A 17,870-nucleotide genomic window follows, 5' to 3' on the forward strand; every position below is an offset into this window, starting at 1 on the left:
AGACATTAACGCCAGACCGGGGGTACCCGGGTGGCTTGAGCGGAGGAACCGCGGTGGAGTTCGACGTTGTCGTTGAGATTCCCAAGGGGCAACGGAACAAGTACGAAGTGGACCACGCGACCGGGAAGATCAGGCTTGACCGGCTCCTGTTCACCTCCACGCAGTACCCCGCCGACTACGGCTTCATCGAGCACACCCTCGGCGAGGACGGCGACCCGCTCGACGCGCTGGTGCTGTTGCAGGAGCCGACGTTCCCGGGCTGCTACATCACGTGCCGGGCGGTGGGCATGTTCCGGATGACCGACGAGAAGGGCGGCGACGACAAGGTCCTGTGCGTGCCGTCCACCGACCCGCGGATGCATCACATCCAGGACATCCACCACGTGTCGGAGTTCGACCGGCTGGAGATCCAGCACTTCTTCGAGGTCTACAAGGACCTGGAGCCCGGCAAGTCCGTCGAGGGCGCCAACTGGGTGGGCCGCACCGAGGCCGAAGCTGAGATCGAGCGCTCCTTCCAGCGCGCCAAGGACGCCGGCCACCATCACTGATCCTTCAGCGGGGCCTGGTGGCGCCCACGAGGTCCCCGCGCCAGATCGAGGCGACCCGCACCACGTCGCCGGTCTGCGGCGCGTGCACCATCAGGCCGCGGCCCACGTAGATCCCGACGTGGTGGATGGTGGTGGGGTCGCTGGTGTTGTACGCGAAGAACAGCAGGTCCCCGCGCCGCAGCTGGTCCAGCGGCACGTGCGGGCCCGACGTCCACTGGGTGCCGGTCCAGTGGTCGAGCCGCACTCCGGCGCGTTCCCATGCCCGCATGGTCAGTCCTGAGCAGTCGTAGGTGTCCGGGCCGTCGGCCGCCCACACGTACGGCTTCCCCAGCTGGGTGAGCGCCCAGTTGGCCGCCGCGTCGCCGAAGGCCGAGCCGCCGGAGACCAGCTTGGCCGCCTCCCGGCGTCTGGCCAGCAGCTCGGCGCGGGAACGTGCCGCGTCGACCCGCTGTTGCAGGCGGTGCTCACGGGCCTGCAACACCCGCGTCTCGCGCCGCTGACCTGCCACGGCCGCCTCGGCGGCGATCTTCGCCTGTCGAGCGCTCTCGGCGGCGGCCTGCTGCGTGGCCCGGGCGTTCACCGCCTCAGTGCGTAGGATGGCGGCCACCACTTGCGCGTCGCGCAGCCGGGCCAGGATCGCCGCCCGCTCGCCGCTGAGCTGCCCGAGCACGCCTGCCCGGTGCAGACGGCCGTCGGCCCCGCCCTGGTCGACGATCATGCCGATGATCGGCTCCAGCGTTGCCCATCCCCCGTACGTCTCCGTCGCCAGCAGAGCGACGTCCTGCCTGGCCCGTTCGACCTCGGCGTCGGCCGTCGCCAGCCGGGCCTGGGCCTGCGAGGCGGCCTGCTCGGCGTTCCGCAGCCGCACCATCTCCCCGTTGTACGCCTCGACCAGCCGCTCCACCTCGGCCGTCAACCGCGCGAGCCGCGACTGCGCCGTGGCCAGCTTCGCGCTCGCCGCCGCCAGGTCGTTCGACCGTTCTCGTACGGCTTCGCGGGCCTTCGCCACGTCACGCCCGGATGGCGCGGGCTCGGCGTGGACCGGCGGGCAGAGCGCGACGAACAGGCAGCACGCCAGCAGCCCTGCCCGGAACGTGCGCATAGGTCCCCCAGACCACAGTGGTTACTCTATGCACACAGTTCCCGCTACGGCGCTCACGTAACGTGACGTCGGCGGAGTGGAGGGGATCCGCTGCTCTTCATGGCGTGCTCTTGGTGATGACCGGGGGCGGGATTAGCCGTTCTCGGCAGGCGTGTGCTCGCCGGCGGGCGTGGGGGTGGTCGTTTCCGCCGGCGTAGTGGTCGGTGTCGCCGTGGGCGTCGGGGCTGAGCTCTGATGCGTCGGAGTCTTGGTCGGAGTCGGCGTGGATGTCGGGGTCGACGTCGACGTGGGGGTGGGGCAGGAGGCGCGGGTGCAGGGGCGCGGCTTGCCCGGGTGCGGCCGGGGACCGTGCCCGCCGGGGTGGGTGCCGGGCGGGCCAGCCGGCGGTCGCCACGTGGGCGGCCCTCCTGGTTGCTGCTGTGGCGGCTGCCCTGGCTGCTGCTGTGGCGGTGTCCGCACCGGAGGGCCGGCCGACGGCGGCGCGGGCTCGGACGCGGAGATGGGCGGCGGGCGCCACACGGTGCCCTGAGGTGACGAGCCGGGCGGCTGGACGGGCTGCGTGGTCGTGGGATTGACCACGGGTTCCACAGTCATCGGCACGTTCTGGGGCTCACTCTGCCGCGGCACCCGGACCTCGGGCGCCTCCCCGGTCGCCGGGGCCGCGGCCGTCGCGCCCCCTGACAGGCCCACGCCGTCCCTGCCCATCACCTGGAAGATCACCGCTATCGCCACCACGGCCGCGACCGCCGCCAGCGCGCTCGCCAGCGCCTGAGGCCACCTTCGAACGCTCTTGGCCGCGGGGAGGGGAAACCCGGCCGCGCCCAGCGCGCCCGTACGCCTGGCGACGTAACGGCGGTAGGGCAGCAGCTCGGGGTCGACGAAGGAGCTCATCACCCTGATGCGCAACGCATCGGGCAGCGACGTGCGCGGCAGCAGCTCGAAGACCTTGGTCGCCGAGACCTGCCGGCCGCGGTGCGGCGCGCAGATGTCGCACTGCGAGAGATGCCTGACCAGGCGCTCGCGCATGCCCGCCGTGAGCTCGCCGGAGAAGCCCGAGAGGATGGCGGCCCGCCGCGGGCAGTCGTATGGGCCCTTCCTGGCCAGGATTTCGGCGGTGATGGCGTCACGCAGGTGGTCGCGGGCGGTCGCCATGGCCTCCTCCACCTGGCGTACCGGGACGGCGAGCACCTGGGCCAGCTCGGGGTCGGGCAGCTCGTGCCTGATCGACAGCTCCAGGATCTCCCGGTCGGCGACGGGCAGGCCCTGGACCGCGTTCCACGCCATGACCCGAAGGTCGGCGTCGGCGGGGTCGTCCAGCGCGGGCGCCTCGGCCAGTGCCTCGGCGGCGCCCGGCGGCGCGGCCGCGCGGCGGCGCAGGCATTCGCCCCGGGCCAGCGCGTACAGCCAGGCGCGGAGCCGGTCGGGGTCGGTCAGCGCGCTCGCGTGCGCCTCGGCGGCGATCAACGTGTCGCGGAGCGCCACCTGTGCGCTGTCGGCGTTGAGCAGAAGGGACCAGCAGTAGCGGTAGACGTCCTCCGCGTACGCGTCATAGAGCGCGGCGGGGGCGCCGGGATGGCGGGCGCGGAGCGCATCCACCAGGGCGCGGTCGGTCATGTGACCGAATGTAATGGATTCGTAACTAGTAGTTCCACCGATTTGGCACTGCTGACACATGTGAATTTCGCGTGATTAGCCCATCCGATTTTTCGGACTTTATACGGCAAATCACTGCTTATGGACCGATACGACTTGCGTGCTCCGGTCCACCTCGAACGGCTCGCTCTTGGGCTTGACCGTATGCACGGGGATGGCCCCGCCGAGCGCCAGATCCTCGTAGGGACGGCCGGTCGAACCCCAGGTCCTGGCCGTGATCTCGGTCCTGGCGACGTCCGCGCGCGGCGGGAGCCCCGACACGGTGAGGATGAACCTCGGCGGGCTCCCGGCCTTCACGTCGTCCACAAACGTGCTGCCCCCGCCCAGCAGTTTGCCCGTCTTGTCGCGCAGCAACGCGTTCACGACGAGGCTGCTGGCCGATGCCTGATACGGATTCCCTACATATCCGGTAATAAGGTATGAGCCGTCTTTCTGGCGCAATGTCTGGGCACGGGTGACAGGGAACCGCTGGAAAGCCGAGGCGATGCGCGCCGCCGGCCGCCATTGTGCGGGACGGTATTGGATGGTCACCTTGGCCGGTTTCTCGGCGGCGCTGGCCTGCCCGGTGAAGGCCAGCGACCCACCCGGTGGCACGGCGTCGAGCGGCTGGTCCAGCCGGACGACCTCGGTGCCCTTGGCGTCCTGTCCGACGATCGTGGCCACGACGTGCTCGCCGAAGTGCCACGGGTTGGCGTTGCTGAGCACGCCGGCCCAGGTGACGGCGTAGCCGTCCGCGGACTTGGCGATGTTCGAGACCTGTTCCTTGAGGGCCAGAGGCTTGAGTTGTTGGACGGGCCGTTCCTCGCTCGTGCACCCTGCGAGGCAGATCGCCCCGAGTGCCCCCAGTGCGAGTACGCTGACGGTTCGACTGTGCGGGATCACTTTGCCGTGATAACCCGAGCATGGGCACGGCTGGCAGAGGACACGCGCCAGCCGTACCAACTCTTTAACGGGGCCGCACGACCCTGGCCTCGTCCCAGATCGGCTCGGCCGACTCGTAGACCGTGCCATCCGAGCCGAAGATCAGGAACCGGTCGAAGTCGGCGGCGAACCAGCGGTCGTGGGTGACCGCCACCACCGTGCCGTCGAACGCGTCGAGCCCGGCCTGGAGCGCCTCGGCGCTGGCCAGGTCGAGGTTGTCGGTCGGCTCGTCCAGCAGCAGCAGCGTGGCCCCGGACAGCTCCAGCAGAAGAATCTGCAGCCGCGCCTGCTGCCCGCCGGACAGCGTCTCGAACCGCTGCTCGGCGACCCGGCCGGCCAGCTCGTAGCGGGCCAATGCCTTCATGGCCTCGTTCTTCAGCTTGGCGTGCTCGGCCATGACGATCTCGACCGGCGTGCGGCCGATCAGCTCGGGCCTGGCGTGGGTCTGGGCGAAATGCCCTGGCACCACGCGGGCGCCCAACCTGCCCGCGCCCTGGTGGTCGACCGGCTCCCCCGCCAGCAGGCGCAGGAAGTGGGACTTGCCCGAGCCGTTGGAGCCGAGCACCGCGACGCGTTCGCCGTACCAGATCTCCAGGTCGAACGGCCGCATCAGGCCGGTGAGCTCCAGCTGCTCGCAGATGACCGCACGTTTGCCGGTGCGGCCGCCTCTGAGCCGCATCTTGATGTTCTGCTCGCTCGGCGCCACCTCGGGCGGGCCCGCCTCCTCGAACTTCCGCAGCCGGGTCTGGGCGGCGTGGTAGGGGGCGGCCATGCCGTCGTTGTATCTGGCCTTGTTCTTGAGCATGTTGACCAGGGCCTTGAGCTTGGCGTGCTCCTCGTCCCAGCGCCTGCGCAGCTCGTCGAGCCGCTCGTTGCGGGCCCTGCGGGCCTCGGTGTAGGTGGCGAAGCCGCCGCCGTGGACCCAGATGTTTCCGGATTCGACGGTGACGATCCGGTCGGCGGCGTTGGCGAGCAGCTGGCGGTCGTGGCTGACCAGCACCACCGTCTTGGGCGTCTCCCTGAGCTGCTGCTCCAGCCACTCCTTGCCGGGCACGTCGAGGTAGTTGTCGGGCTCGTCGAGCAGCAGTGTCTGGTCAGGACCGCGGAGCAGCGCCTCGATGACGAGCCGCTTCTGCTCCCCACCCGACAGCGTCGACACCTCCCGATATTTCACCCTTTCGTACGGCACACCGAGCGCGGCCACCGTACAGGTGTCCCACAACACCTCGATCTCGTAGCCGCCCGCGTCGGTGTAGTCCGCGATGGCCTGCGCGTAACGCATCTGCGTCTTCTCGTCGTCGCGCTCCATCATCGCCAACTCGGCCTCGTCGAGCCGCTCGGCGGCCTTCCGCACCGCGGGCGGCGCGACGCCGAGCAGCAGGTCCCGGAGGCTGCTGCCGTCGCGCACGCTGCCGATGAACTGCCGCATCACGCCCAGCCCGCCGGAGCTCGCGACGCTACCGTCGACCGGCTGCAGGTCACCGGCGATCAGCCGCAGAAGCGTGGTCTTGCCCGCGCCGTTGGGCCCGACGAGCGCCGCCTTGACACCGTCGCCGATCCGGAAGGAGACGTCGTTGAGCAGAGGCCGACCGTCGGGCAGCACGTATGTCAAATGTCCTACTTCGACGTGGCCCATCCCGGCAGGTTAGCTGCCGCGCTCCGATCCAGGCACCACCTTTTTCGGCGATCAGTCCGCCGCGACACCTAGACACTAAGTGATCTAATGACTAGAACTGTAGGGAATCACCCCTTCCCCAAGGAACAAGTGATGACCCGATTCCGCAATGCCCTCGCCCCCCTGGCCATCGCGTTCATCGCTCTCACGACCGTGCCGCAGCACGCGTGGGCCGCCCCTCCCAAACCGGTGCCGAGCGTCGCGCCGCAACAACAACAGGTCACCGCCGCCTCCCCCTGTGCCCCGACCGTCCGGGGCACGACCACGAACGCGCGTTTAACCAGCCTGTTCACCGCCTACGGCAACGACAACAGCCGGCTGGACGACTGGACGGGCGCCGACGGCACCTACTCACTCAGGATGCCGAACGGCAAGGAACTCTGGATCTTCTCCGACACCTTCCTCGGCCAGGTCAACCCCGACGGCTCGCGCCCGCCCGTGGTCGAGGAGGGCGGCACCACGGTCTTCCTGAACAACTCCTTCGCCGTCGAGCGCAACGGCAGGCTGTCGACGATCCACGACGGCACCGCCGCCAAGCCCACCGCCGTGATGCCGCCACGCGACCAGAACCACTGGTACTGGGCCGGCGACGCAACGCTCGCCGGCGGGGTCGTGGAGGTCACCTACCAGGAGTACGAGCGCTACGGCCCCGGCGCGTGGGACTGGCGCTGGCACCGGAACGTAGTCGCCACGTTCGCCCCGGGACGGCTCAACCGGCCGATCAGCGTGTACGACCTGCCGTCCGGGCATGGTGTGGCCTGGGCCTCGGGAATACTCAAGGACGGCGGATACACCTACATCTACGGTGTGGAGGACTTCGGCTCGCCCAAATACATGCACATCGCCCGCGTCAAGGGCCAGAGCCTGCGGGGCGCCTGGGAGTATCTCAAGGCCGACGGCACCTGGTCGCCCAACGAGGCCGACTCGGCGCGGATCATGAGCGGCGTGGCGAACGAATACAGCGTCAGCAAGGTCGGATCCGGATATGTCCTGATCACGCATGACACGACCGAGGTGCTGAGCGCCAACATCGTGGCCTACGCCTCGTGCTCGCCCTTCGGGCCGTTCACCGGCAAGCAGCACGTCTACACGACCCCCGAGACCAACGGGAACATCTTCACCTACAACGCCCACGCCCACCCCGAGATCGCGGGCGGCGGGCTGGTGGTCTCGTACAACGTCAACAGCTTCGTGAACACCGACCACTACCGCGACGTGTCCATCTACCGGCCGCGCTTTCTGGACGTGACCTTCCAGTGAGGCGCAACTGGGCGGCCCGCCTGCGGCTCGTCGTGATCGACGGGCTGCGGGCGGTCGTTCTGGAGAACGAGCGGCTCCGCGTGACCGTTGTGCCGGACAAGGGCGGAGACGTCGTCGAGTTCCTGCACAAACCCACGGACACCGACTTCGTCTGGCTCTCCCCGCACGGCCTGCGTCACCCGCGCGACCACCTCCAGGGCGCGGCCGACGACGTCGCCCAGTTCGTGGACCACTACGAGGGCGGCTGGCAGGAGATCTTCCCCAGCGGCGGCGCGCCGAGCGAGTACAAAGGTGCGCGGCTGGCCCAGCACGGCGAGGTCGCCGGCCTGCCGTGGTCCTGCGAGGTCGTGGCGGACTCCGAGGAAGAGGTCGCGATCCGGCTCGGCGTCAGGACCAGGCGGCTGCCGTACCGGATGGAGAAGGTCTTCAGGCTGCGGTCGGGGACGGCCGCGCTGGAGATCGAGGGCATGGCCACGAACGAGTCCCCGGTCACGTCGCACGCCATGTGGGGGCAGCACATCGTCTACGGGCGCCCCTTCCTGCGTCCGGGCGCGAGGATCCGGCTGCCGGAGGGCGTCCGGGTGGTCCCGCACCCGACGGCGATCAATCCGGCCGGCCGCAGAGTCCGCGCGGGCGGGCCGTGGGTGTGGCCGAGGGTGCCCGCCGACCAAGGGGGCGAGACCGACCTCAGCGTGGTGCAGGAGCCGGGGTCGCCGAGCGACATCGTCTACCTGACCGGCTTTGACGAGGGTTGGTACGAAATTTCGGGGGATATCGGTATGCGGGTGGAGTGGGATGCGTCCCTCTTGCCGTACCTGTGGATGTGGCAGGAGCTGGGCGCGTCCACCGGCTACCCCTGGTGGGGCCGGGTGTACACGGTCGGGCTCGAGCCGTTCTCCAGCATGCCGACCGACGGCCTGGCCGCCGCGGTGGCCAACGGCACGGCCCTCGTCCTGGACCCGTACGAGACGAAGGTGTTGAGGATGCGCGCGGAGGTAGTGCCGTGAGTGAGCGTAGCGAACGAACAATTAGACACAGCAGCGATTCGCTCATGCGACCGACGAAGGAGGGCGCATGAGCGAATTCGGCGGGAAGGTGGCGCTGGTCACGGGCGGGTCGATGGGCATCGGGCGGGCGGTGGTCGACCGCCTGGCCGATGGCGGGGCGTCCGTGGTGTTCTGCGGGGTGGACAAGGACGCCGCGCTCGACACCGAACACGTCGTCGGCCGGATCGCCGACGTGCGGAGCGCCGCCGAGATGCGCAACCTGGTGGACCTGGCCGTGACCAGGTTCGGCGGCCTCGACATCGTCGTGACCTGCGCCGGCGTGCAACGGTACGGCACCGTCGAGGACACGCCCGAGGACGTCTGGGACGAGGTTCTCGACATCAACCTCAAGGGCGTCTACCTGGCGTGCAAGGCGGCCGTCCCACGGCTGCGCGCCCGCGGCGGCGGCTCGATCGTGCTCATTTCGTCGGTGCAGGCATTCTCCTCTCAGGCAGGGGTGGCCGCCTACACCGCGAGCAAGGCCGCGCTCAACGGCCTGACCAGGGCCATGGCGCTCGACCACGCAGCCGACGGCATCAGGGTGAACGTGGTGTGCCCGGGCTCGGTCGACACGCCGATGCTGCGCTGGGCGGCGGACCTGTGGCGGGGCGAGCTGTCGCAGGAGGAGCAGGTCAGGCAGTGGGGCCGCGCCCATCCGCTGGGCCGCGTGGGCCGGCCCGAGGAGGTGGCGGAGCTGGTGGCGTTCCTGGCCGGCCCGCGCTCCTCGTTCATCACCGGGGCGGAGCACCGCGTGGACGGCGGCCTATTGGCGCAGAACCCGGCGGCGCTCCCCGAATAGACCACTTTCTGAATACGCGAATGGGTCGAGCCCGCCCCACCAATTCCCCCGCTCTTTTGCAAAGCTGGCAACAGTTGCGTCAATAGCAAGAACTCCCAGGTCACCCCCTTGATACGAGTGTGACGGCGTGCCCGGCACGCGACCCACCATGGGCGCGCAGCCGCAACCGGATCAGCCGGGCCATAACGGCTCGCATTCGATTCGGCACGCTACGTCACGTGGTCGAAACGACTCACCGATCTAGGAGAGACCTGTGAGGCTATCCAAAAAGGCCGCCGGCTTCGTCGCCGCGGCCGCGATGTTGACCGTGGTCGTCCCCGCCGCCACCGCGGTGGCCAGCCCCCGCTCCACCTGCTACGGCGGTCGCGTCTGCCTGTACGCCGGCTTCGACTACAACCGCGGCCAGGTCGATCACTGGCGCGACTTCGTCAAGGACGACACCAACTTCGCCGACAACAACTGGCTGAATTGGGACTTCAGCAATTCATGGCGCACCATGAACAACGAGGTGAGCTCCGTGCGGAACCGGATCGGCTGCAGCTCCACGCTCTGGCAGCACCCCTACTACACCGGCGCCCACAGCACGTTCACGCACAATTCGAACGATGGGTTCCTGGCGAACAACGCCGTCGGCAACAACAGCGCCAGCTCACTCGACATCTGGTGCGGCTGACCAAGACCGGGAGTGCCGGTTTCCGGGTCTGGCCGCCGGAAACCGGCTGCCGCGAGCTTCTCGTGGGCACGCTACTGCTGATGGGCGTCGCTGGCTGCACCGCCGGCGAACCCAAGCAGCAGGCGTCGGCACCGTCCGCCGTCACTTCGGTGGCGCAGCTGGTGCTGCCGTTCGACGCCTACAAGACCACTCCCGAGCAGCAGGCCATTCTAGGTAACGCGCACAATCTCCTGGTTGTGCGGTGCATGCGCAAGAAAGGCGTCACGATCGAGCCGCCTGCCGAGGACCCGGCCGTCATCGCCGCCGTGGAACCCGGCAACTCCCGCCGCTACGGCGTCGTGGACACCGAGGCGGCCCGGCGTTACGGCTACCATCTCGCCCGGCCGCCGTCTCCCGACACGACCCGATCCTGGGCGGGCAAGCTGCCCAAGCCCGCCCGCCACCGCCTGTACGGCACCGCCGCGAACCGAGGGTGCCTGGATCGGGCGGCGCTGGTCCTGGAGCGGGGCGCACGGAAGGCGGACTGGCCGTGGCTGGCCCTGCAGGACTCGCTCACGTTGGAGCAATCCGCCAAAAATCCGTCGGTGACGAACGCCATCACGCGCTGGCAGTCGTGCATGAGCCAGGAGGGCCACTCGTACCCGGCTCCCGAGGCGGCCATCGCCGACAGCCGCTGGGACCTGGAGAAACGCACCGTGACCGAGGACGAGAAGCAGACCGCGATCGCCGACACGCAGTGTAAGTGGGCGTCGGGGCTGGTGGCCGCCTGGCACACGGCGGACGCGGCGCTGCAACGGGCCGTCATCAGAGACAACACCGACCGCTTCGCCGCGCTCCGGGCCAACCTTGAGCATCGCCTCAAAAGAGCGTCAACCGTGCTCGCCGCGCACGAAGGCGGCAAGGTCGGCTGATTGACGCAGTCTGCTGGGCTCGTGGACGTACATCATGTGCCCGGCCTCGTAGTACTTGACGTCCACGTTGCCCGCCAACTCGGCGGGCACGGGCAGGTGGGCGAGGGTGTGCTCGGCGGCGTGGTACGGCGTCGCCCCGTCGTGGTAGCCGCAGGCCACGTGCACGCGCAGGTGCGGGTTGGCCCGCATGGCCGCGCTCAGCTTGTCGACCACCGTGACGTGCGCATTCTCGAACTCCTTGTACGACCACGGCCGAACGCGCGAGGTGAGCACCTCATACGGCAGGTCGTTGGCGTACTCCAGCTCCGCGCGGAGGTAGTGGTTGAGCGCGGCGCTGTAGGGCCCCATGATCGCGCTCATGCTGGGGTCGGCGGAGAAGTGCTCGCGGCCCGCGTCAGGATCCCAGCCGGTGAAGCGGCCGTCGAGGCGCCCGACGGTCAGGCGGCGCGAGCGCAGCAGCTCGGTGAAGAACCTGATGTGCTCGATCCGCAGGTTCACGCGGTCGACGTAGTCCTCGCTCAGCCCGGTCAGCGCGGCGATCCTGGCGACCGCGGCCGCGCGTTCCTCGGGCGTCAGCCGGCTGCCGCGGGCCAGCGCCCACAGGTAGTCGCGGTCGGCGAACTCCTCGGCCTCGCGAAGCACGTCCGCCAGCGCTCGGTCGCCATGCAGCCCGTGATAGTGCGCGATGGCCGCATATGTCGGCAGATAGAGGGCGTAGGCCAGGTCGTTGCCCTCGTTGAACTCCCCGGTGCCGAAGTCGAGCACCGACGAGATGAGGATCACGCCGTTGAGGTAGAGCCCGTAACGCGACTGCAGGTGATCGGCCAGCCCGGCCGCCCTGACCGTCCCGTACGACTCGCCGGCCAGGAACTTGGGCGACATCCACCGCCCGTTCCTGGTGGTCCACAATCTGATCAGCTCGCCCACCGACTCCAGGTCGCCGGTGAACCCGTGGTACGGCTCGGCCTTCTCGCCTTCGGCGGCCCGCGAGTAGCCGGTGGAGACCGGGTCGATGAAGACCAGGTCGCTCACCTTCAGCAGGCTCTCCTCGTTGTCGGCCAGCCCGTACGGAGGCGGCAGCAGCGCCCCCGCGTCCCCCATGACGACCCGGCGCGGACCGAGCACGCCCAGATGCAACCACACGCTCGACGACCCGGGCCCGCCGTTGAACGCGAAGGTGACCGGTCTGGTCAGCGGGTCGGCTCCAGCCAGCGTGTACGCGGTGACGAACATCTCGGCCTTCGGCCGCAGGCCGCCGAACGTGCCTTCGCTGAACACCTCCTCGCGCAACACCATGGTTCCGGTGACGGCGGTGTACACCTCGCCCGACGGCAGGGTGTGGGACGTGGTGACGAGGTTGTCGGCCGGGGGAACAGGCTGGGTAGCTTCAGGCATAACGCCCAATTATGGGGCGATTTCCAGGGACACGGTGGGATCGGCGAAACGTTCGTTCGGGACCGTGGCGTACCAGCCGGGCCGCCCAGGGTCGCGATCGTACGGATACCCGCCCCTTTCCTTGTAGAGCTCGGCATAGCGGGCGACCCGGTCCCGGTCCAGCCGCACCCCCAGCCCGGGCGCCGACGGCACGGCGATGGCCCCGTCCACGTAGGCCAGCTTGCCGCCCTCGATCACGTCGTCACGCAACTGGTGATAGTGGGCGTCGGCGGCGTAGGTGAGGTTCGGCAACACGGCCCCGAGGTGCAGCATGGTCGCAAGCTGGATCCCGAGCTCCCCCGACGAGTGCACGGCCACGCCGAGCTGGAACGTCTCGCACACGCCCGCCGCCTTCACACACGGCCTGATCCCGCCCCAGAACGTCGTGTCGAGCAGCACCACATCGGCCGCCCTGCGCAGCACGTTGGAGGCGAGCTGCTCGAAGTTGACGACCACGGTGTTCGTCGCCAGCGGCACCTTGACCTGCTCGCGCACGGCCCTGAGCCCTTCGAGCCCCCAGACCGGGTCCTCCAGGTAGTCGTTGTTCAGGTCCTCGATGGCCCGGCCGAACCGCAGGCCCTCGGCCACCGACAACACGGCGTTCGGATCGTACCTGAGCCGGTCCCGGGGAAACGCCTCGGCCAGCGCCCGGTAACACTCCAACTCGTAGTCCGGTGGGAACACGCCGCCCTTGAGCTTGTGCACGGTGAACCCGTGCGCCGCCTTGAGCTGCGCGGTGTGCTCGACGAGCTGCTCGGGCGTGCGGATCTCGCCGTAGCCGGCGGCGGCGTACCGGAAGAACAGGTAGGAGGAGAACGGCACCGCGTCGCGGAGCCGGCCGCCGAGCAGGTCGCAGGCGGGCACCCCGAGCTGCTGGCCGATGAGGTCGATGCAGGCGAACTCGATGGCGGCCAGCAGTTGCGTCCGGTTGTTGTAGAGCGAGGCCGTGGGGTTGGCGATCTTGAAGCGCAGCGCCTCCAGCTGGAAGGGGTCGTGGTCCTTCAGGTACGGCACCAGCGCGCGGAAGGCGGCCTCGGCGCTCTCCCCGCCGCCGCCCATCTCGCCGAGGCCGACGAGCCCGTTGTCGGCCTCGACCTCGACGATCGTCCGGACGAACCGCCCCCAGTGCGCGCCGTTGCTGTGCCGCAGCGGCGCCTCCAGCGGGACCGCGACCGTCGTGGCCCGGATGTCAACGATCTTCATGAGTGCGTCCCCCAATGACGGCGACCCCGCAGGCGGGCAGCCGTACCTCGACCGGCTCACGACCTGGCATGGTGATGGTCGCCTCGACCGGCTCGGCGGCCAGCGACTGGAGCCTGACACTGTCCTTCCCGATCGAGGTGATAAGCACATCCGGATGGTCCACCGAGGCGTACGTCTCGGTGGCTGCCGGGCTGTCGGTGATCAGCGCGCCGACGAACGGCTCGATCAGCCCGGCGGCCGCCGCCGCGCCCAGCCGGCGGCCCCGGGCTCCGGCTTCCGTCGCGGACCCGGCGACATTCAGGCTCGTCGCGGACCCGGCGACATTCAGGCTCGTCGCGGACCCGGCGACATTCAGGCTCGAGGTCACCGTGTATCTGAAGGTGGTCTCGCCCTGCTGCTGCGCCGGGAAATTGGTGTCCCAGATGTTGTTGAGCGCCCACGAGTAGACCGTGCCGTCCTCATGATCGAGGGTCGGCGGGAACGGCGCGTACGGCATGTGGATGGTGCCCAGCTGCACCAGCGGCGCCTCCAGCGTGGCCCAGGCGATGGTCAGCTCAGGGTCCTCGAAGGCGATCCAGTGCCTGATCGGCAACATGTACTCGGCCGAGCCCGGCACGCGGGGCACGTCGGGCCCGCCGACGCCGCCGGTCAGCTCCCAGGCGGTGGCCGCTCCGGCCGCGAACGGGAAGGCCAGGAACACCGCCTCCTTGGCCGGGGTGCCCTGCTTGGCGAGCTGGTAGGTGAGGTCCAGCCTGGGCACGCCGTAGTGCAGCTCGATCGTGGTCCGGATCCAGTCCACGCCCTTGCCGTGCAGCTCCACGACCAGCTTCTCGCCGATGGCCGTGCGCTGACACTTGGTGATCGTGGCGTGCCGGCCGATGGCCCGATCACCGAGGAGCGTACGATCATGCGCCCCCACATGTCCCGACAAATGGTTGAAATGCGGGGCGGTAGCGTACTGGTCGTACACGTACTGGCCGAACCCGGCGGCGGCGTCCCCGTTGACCAGCTCGCGGCCCGCCCGCTTGTCGAAGATCGAGCTGATGTAGCCTTCGCGCACGTCGTAGGCCACGCGGTAGAACTCGTTCTCGATCGCTGGGCTGTCACCCAGGTCGACCGGCTCGGGGGCCTGGGCCTCGCCGGGGACGACGTCCAGCCGCACGTAGCCGTACCCGGGAACGTCGGGCACGACCGCGTGCACGTGCCGCCCGATCGGCCGGGTCGGCCAGTCGTCCGGGTCCACGAACTCCTCGTGATGCGGGACCGTCTCCCCGGTCCGCGCGTCCACCAGCGCGATCGGCACCTCCACGCCCACCACGTCACGCGGCAGAAACGTCCGCACGACGTCGGTCCGCGCCCGGGTCGCAGGATTGAAGACGGCGAAGGAGGCCAGGGGTCCGCCTTCGGTCCCCGCCTCCGACAACGCCGCCGCGAACCGTCTGACGGCCGCGTGTAGCAGGTCGGCCGCGTCGTCCTGCGCCTGGTAGGCCCCGGAGGACTTCCGGGTCCACTGCAGACCGCCGGAATCCCCGGCCTCCTCGGCGTCCTCCCACGGGTTGGCCGCGCCCCAAGTGTGCTCGTTGAACAGCGCGACCTTGTCGTAGGCGGCGTCGATCTCCTCGGTGGCATCGGCCCCGGCCAGCGTGTGCAGCGTCTCGGCGACGCGCAGCGCGGACTGGGCGCGGCGGACGTAGCCCAGAGGACGCGCGCCCGAGCCGAGCCCGTCGGCCCACCAGTCGGTCCAGTCGCCCTTGTGCACCGCGAGCCGGTCGAGGTAACGCTCCTCGACATGCTGGAAGAAGTCGCTGTTGACCGCCGAGCGCAGGCGCGGGTAGGCCCATTCCTCATTCCATCTGCGGGCGATCGACGCGGGCACGATCGACGGTCCCGCGTTGTCGGCGTGCGCGCCCTGCACCCGCAGGTGCAGCACATCCAGCTCGTACGGCTCCCGCGGCGCGTCGGGCCCCTGCCACCCGAACGTGCCAGGCCCGTACGGGTAACCGCGGGTCGCCAGCGCCGACAGATACCGCGGCAGCAGGTCGCCGGCCAGCTCGTAAGAGTCGGTCAGCCCGACCGTGTTGCCCTCCATGTACGCCATCCCGTGCGGCGTGTCGGTGAACCACACGATCAGCTCGTTCCCACTCGGCGCCCGCCACCGGAACGGCCTGGTCAGCTTGTCGCCGCCGTGCAGGTAAGGCACGGAACGCCCGGCCCAGTTGTGCGCCGCCGCCAGGTACCGCACCCCGGCCTGGCTGAGCGCGTCCACCAGCCCGACGACCGCGCCGGGAACGTCGGTGTGCATGGCGGAGGTGACCGGGAACCCGAACCGCCGGGTGAAGCGGAGCTGCCGGTGCAGTTCCTCGGTCGAGCACGCCTCCGTGTGCAGCTGGAACGGCAGCGCGGTTACCTCGATGACCCCCTCGCGGCCGCGTCGCACGAACGACTCGACCATCTCGGCCGGGCGGGCGGCCAGCCACTTCACCGCCGGCATCGACGACTCGACCGTCCACCGGAACTTGGCGTCGTCCGGCCAGGACGCGGTCTCCTCCGCCAGCCTGAGCGCGGCGTCGAGATAGTCCAGGTGGTGGCGCAGCACGGTGCCCTGCGGGTCGGTGTAGCCGATGTCCAGGTGCGAGTGGTGCACGACGTACACGCTCCACTTACGCTGCGGGGTCACCGTGATCCGGGCGCTGCCGACCACGCCGGCGTCGTCGCGGCTCTCCAGCGTGAGCACCCGCGGCGCGTCCACCTCCGGCACCAGCAACGTCACGTCCCTGCCCGACGCGCTGTCCACCCCCACCAGCACGTGCGTGAGCGGCTCGGTGCTCGACACCCTGACCGCCTGCCGGCCGTCGTGGGTGAACAGCGGCAACACGGCCACCCGTACCTCGAGCCCGCGCACGCTGATGACGGGCGTCGAGGTGTCGTCCCGCAGCGCCTGCCTGATCCCGTCGTAGTCGGGGCTACCCAGGCTCCGCTGGAGCAACCGGCTGGTCATCACACACTCCCTAGAGACAGGCCTCGGGCGAAGAGGCGTTGGGTGGCGAGGAACAACACGACGGTCGGCAGCGAGACCACCAGCCCCGCAGCCAGGCCGACGGGCACCGGGGTGCCGGCGTAGACGTCGGTCATGAGCCCGGCGATGGCGGTCATCACCGGTCGTACGTTCTCCGTCTGGCTCAGGGTGAGGCCGAAGACGAGGTCGTTCCAGATGAAGGTGAACTCGAGGATGAACACGGCCATCAGCGCGCTCAGCGACATCGGCAGGTAAATGCGCCAGAAGATGCGCCAGGTCGAGGCGCCGTCCATGCGGGCCGCCTCGAAGATCGAAAACGCGATGCCAGAGTAGAAGTTCCGCAGCACGAAGGCGCCCAGCGGCACGTTGATCGCCGTGTAGATGAGGATCAGGCCGAGGTGGGTGTCGTACAGGCCGGCGTCGCTGTAGCTGACGAACAGCGGCACGAGCAACATCTGCGAGGGGAAGATTGTGCCGCCGAAGATCAGCAGGAACCACCAGAACCCATGGCGCAGCCTCAGCACCACGATGGTGTACCCGGCGAGCGCCCCGATGATCACACCGAGCAGCGGCGAGACGATGCTGTAGAGCGCGCTGCTGGCCAGGCTTCCGCCCAGGTTGGCGCCCTCGATGGCCTGGCCGAAGTTCTCCAGCAGCGAGAAGTCGCCGGAGGGCACCCAGGCGCGGGCGGGATCGTACGACGTCGCCGGCCGCGAGGCGTTGACCAGCAGCAGATACGTCGGCCCGAGCCAGATCAGCCCGAGCACGATCAGCACGGCCCTGCGGATCATCGGACCTGCCTCCTCAGGTAGAGGTAGGACGCAAGCCCCGTGACCACGGTGAGCAGCACCGCCACGGCCGAGCCATAGCCATATTCGCTGGCCACGAACGTCTCCTTGTACATGGTGACGGCCAGCGTCTCGGAGTTGCGCCCCGGGCCGCCCTGCGTCAGCACCCACACGATGTCGAACGTCTTCAGGCTGGCCACCAGCGCCAGCCCCACCACGACCGCCGTCAGCGGCCTCATCAGCGGCCAGATCACGTGCCTGAACAGCCGCCACCCCGACGCCCCGTCCAGCCGCGCCGCCTCGATCGGCTCCTTGGGGATGGACTGCAGGCCCACGACGAACAACAACGTGTTGACGCCCAGCTGCTGCCAGGTCCACACCAGCAGCATCGCGAGGGTGTTGTGCGGCGCTTCCTGCAGGAACGCGGTGTCCACGCCGAGCAGCAGGTTGGCGATCCCGTCATGCGACAGGATCGGGCTCCACACCATGGCCAGGCCCGCGCCGCTCAGCGCGTACGGCAACATGAACGGCACGCGGTACCACGCGCCGCCCTTGATGTCGTACGACAGGACCGCGACCAGCAGCCCCAGCCCGACCGGCAGCACCATCGTGCCGGCCACCCAGATGAGCGTGTTGCGGGTCGAGGTCAGCAGCGCCGGGTCCTCGAGTAACTTGCCGAAGTTGGCGAGGCCGGTCCAGGCGGGCGGCTCCAGCCCGTCGTAGCGGGTGAGGCTCAGGTAGGCGGTCCACACGAACGGCGCGTAGAGCAGCACCGCGACCAGGATGGCCGCCGGCGCCACATACCCGTGCCGTAACCGCCCCAGCATAGGCGCGCGGGCTG

Annotated in this window: 15 protein-coding genes; 6 read left to right on the top strand and 9 right to left on the bottom strand. The window is 69.5% G+C overall.

The features are described from left to right. Positions 1-53 precede the first annotated feature (53 nt). Positions 54-548: an inorganic diphosphatase gene (locus Q9G87_RS17035; protein ID WP_305917344.1), complete on the top strand. Its 495-nt coding sequence runs from the start codon at positions 54-56 to the stop codon at positions 546-548. 4 nt (positions 549-552) lie between these two features. Here Q9G87_RS17035 and Q9G87_RS17040 read toward each other — a convergent pair whose 3' ends face one another. From Q9G87_RS17040 to Q9G87_RS17055, 4 genes are all read right to left on the bottom strand, one after another. Next, a complete protein-coding gene (locus Q9G87_RS17040; protein WP_305917345.1) occupies positions 553-1,650 on the bottom strand; it encodes a C40 family peptidase in 1,098 nt (365 codons plus the stop codon). A 132-nt stretch (positions 1,651-1,782) separates the two neighbouring features. Next, a complete protein-coding gene (locus Q9G87_RS17045) occupies positions 1,783-3,264 on the bottom strand; it encodes an RNA polymerase sigma factor (protein WP_305917346.1) in 1,482 nt (493 codons plus the stop codon). A 111-nt stretch (positions 3,265-3,375) separates the two neighbouring features. Next, positions 3,376-4,185 carry a hypothetical protein gene (locus Q9G87_RS17050; protein WP_305917347.1) on the bottom strand — a complete coding sequence of 270 codons (810 nt, stop codon included), beginning with the start codon at positions 4,183-4,185 and terminating at the stop codon, positions 3,376-3,378. Between the two features lie 64 nt (positions 4,186-4,249). Then, positions 4,250-5,860, bottom strand: coding sequence for an ABC-F family ATP-binding cassette domain-containing protein (locus Q9G87_RS17055; RefSeq protein WP_305917348.1), 1,611 nt, complete (start codon positions 5,858-5,860; stop codon positions 4,250-4,252). A gap of 132 nt (positions 5,861-5,992) precedes the next feature. Between Q9G87_RS17055 and Q9G87_RS17060 the strand changes: the two genes are divergently transcribed. From Q9G87_RS17060 to Q9G87_RS17080, 5 genes are all read left to right on the top strand, one after another. Continuing rightward, the gene (locus Q9G87_RS17060; protein ID WP_305917349.1) at positions 5,993-7,159 is read left to right on the top strand and encodes a DUF4185 domain-containing protein; all 1,167 of its coding nucleotides are present in this window, start codon (positions 5,993-5,995) and stop codon (positions 7,157-7,159) included. Next, a complete protein-coding gene (locus Q9G87_RS17065) occupies positions 7,156-8,166 on the top strand; it encodes a DUF4432 family protein (RefSeq protein WP_305917350.1) in 1,011 nt (336 codons plus the stop codon). Before Q9G87_RS17060 ends, Q9G87_RS17065 begins: the two co-directional genes overlap by 4 nt. 67 nt (positions 8,167-8,233) lie before the next feature. After that, positions 8,234-9,004: an SDR family NAD(P)-dependent oxidoreductase gene (locus tag Q9G87_RS17070; protein WP_305917351.1), complete on the top strand. Its 771-nt coding sequence runs from the start codon at positions 8,234-8,236 to the stop codon at positions 9,002-9,004. 253 nt (positions 9,005-9,257) lie between these two features. After that, the gene (locus tag Q9G87_RS17075; protein ID WP_305917352.1) at positions 9,258-9,677 is read left to right on the top strand and encodes a peptidase inhibitor family I36 protein; all 420 of its coding nucleotides are present in this window, start codon (positions 9,258-9,260) and stop codon (positions 9,675-9,677) included. Next, positions 9,668-10,588: a hypothetical protein gene (locus Q9G87_RS17080; RefSeq protein WP_305917353.1), complete on the top strand. Its 921-nt coding sequence runs from the start codon at positions 9,668-9,670 to the stop codon at positions 10,586-10,588. Before Q9G87_RS17075 ends, Q9G87_RS17080 begins: the two co-directional genes overlap by 10 nt. On the opposite strand, the gene Q9G87_RS17085 is transcribed toward Q9G87_RS17080, so the two are convergent. The 5 genes from Q9G87_RS17085 to Q9G87_RS17105 are packed head-to-tail and all read right to left on the bottom strand — an operon-like array spanning position 10,547 to position 17,856. Continuing rightward, the gene (locus Q9G87_RS17085) at positions 10,547-11,983 is read right to left on the bottom strand and encodes a S10 family peptidase (protein WP_305917354.1); all 1,437 of its coding nucleotides are present in this window, start codon (positions 11,981-11,983) and stop codon (positions 10,547-10,549) included. The genes Q9G87_RS17080 and Q9G87_RS17085 overlap by 42 nt on opposite strands. 9 nt (positions 11,984-11,992) lie before the next feature. Beyond that, positions 11,993-13,225, bottom strand: coding sequence for an enolase C-terminal domain-like protein (locus tag Q9G87_RS17090; protein WP_305917355.1), 1,233 nt, complete (start codon positions 13,223-13,225; stop codon positions 11,993-11,995). After that, the gene (locus Q9G87_RS17095) at positions 13,212-16,223 is read right to left on the bottom strand and encodes a glycoside hydrolase family 38 N-terminal domain-containing protein (RefSeq protein WP_305917356.1); all 3,012 of its coding nucleotides are present in this window, start codon (positions 16,221-16,223) and stop codon (positions 13,212-13,214) included. Before Q9G87_RS17095 ends, Q9G87_RS17090 begins: the two co-directional genes overlap by 14 nt. Continuing rightward, positions 16,223-17,032, bottom strand: coding sequence for a carbohydrate ABC transporter permease (locus Q9G87_RS17100; protein ID WP_305917357.1), 810 nt, complete (start codon positions 17,030-17,032; stop codon positions 16,223-16,225). The genes Q9G87_RS17095 and Q9G87_RS17100 overlap by 1 nt, the downstream gene beginning before the upstream one ends. Then, the gene (locus Q9G87_RS17105) at positions 17,029-17,856 is read right to left on the bottom strand and encodes a carbohydrate ABC transporter permease (RefSeq protein WP_305917358.1); all 828 of its coding nucleotides are present in this window, start codon (positions 17,854-17,856) and stop codon (positions 17,029-17,031) included. Before Q9G87_RS17105 ends, Q9G87_RS17100 begins: the two co-directional genes overlap by 4 nt. Positions 17,857-17,870: the final 14 nt, after the last annotated feature.

Source organism: Nonomuraea turcica (assembly GCF_030718205.1).
Lineage (GTDB): Bacteria > Actinomycetota > Actinomycetes > Streptosporangiales > Streptosporangiaceae > Nonomuraea.

Bases quoted from the DNA above. Each gene is read 5' to 3' on its own strand.
- Q9G87_RS17040 (WP_305917345.1), bottom strand. From the start codon at position 1,650: ATGCGCACGTTCCGGGCAGGGCTGCTGGCGTGCTGCCTGTTCGTCGCG.
- Q9G87_RS17045 (WP_305917346.1), bottom strand. From the start codon at position 3,264: ATGACCGACCGCGCCCTGGTGGATGCGCTCCGCGCCCGCCATCCCGGC.
- Q9G87_RS17055 (WP_305917348.1), bottom strand. From the start codon at position 5,860: ATGGGCCACGTCGAAGTAGGACATTTGACATACGTGCTGCCCGACGGT.
- Q9G87_RS17060 (WP_305917349.1), top strand. From the start codon at position 5,993: ATGACCCGATTCCGCAATGCCCTCGCCCCCCTGGCCATCGCGTTCATC.
- Q9G87_RS17070 (WP_305917351.1), top strand. From the start codon at position 8,234: ATGAGCGAATTCGGCGGGAAGGTGGCGCTGGTCACGGGCGGGTCGATG.
- Q9G87_RS17085 (WP_305917354.1), bottom strand. From the start codon at position 11,983: ATGCCTGAAGCTACCCAGCCTGTTCCCCCGGCCGACAACCTCGTCACC.
- Q9G87_RS17090 (WP_305917355.1), bottom strand. From the start codon at position 13,225: ATGAAGATCGTTGACATCCGGGCCACGACGGTCGCGGTCCCGCTGGAG.
- Q9G87_RS17095 (WP_305917356.1), bottom strand. From the start codon at position 16,223: ATGACCAGCCGGTTGCTCCAGCGGAGCCTGGGTAGCCCCGACTACGAC.
- Q9G87_RS17100 (WP_305917357.1), bottom strand. From the start codon at position 17,032: ATGATCCGCAGGGCCGTGCTGATCGTGCTCGGGCTGATCTGGCTCGGG.
- Q9G87_RS17105 (WP_305917358.1), bottom strand. From the start codon at position 17,856: ATGCTGGGGCGGTTACGGCACGGGTATGTGGCGCCGGCGGCCATCCTG.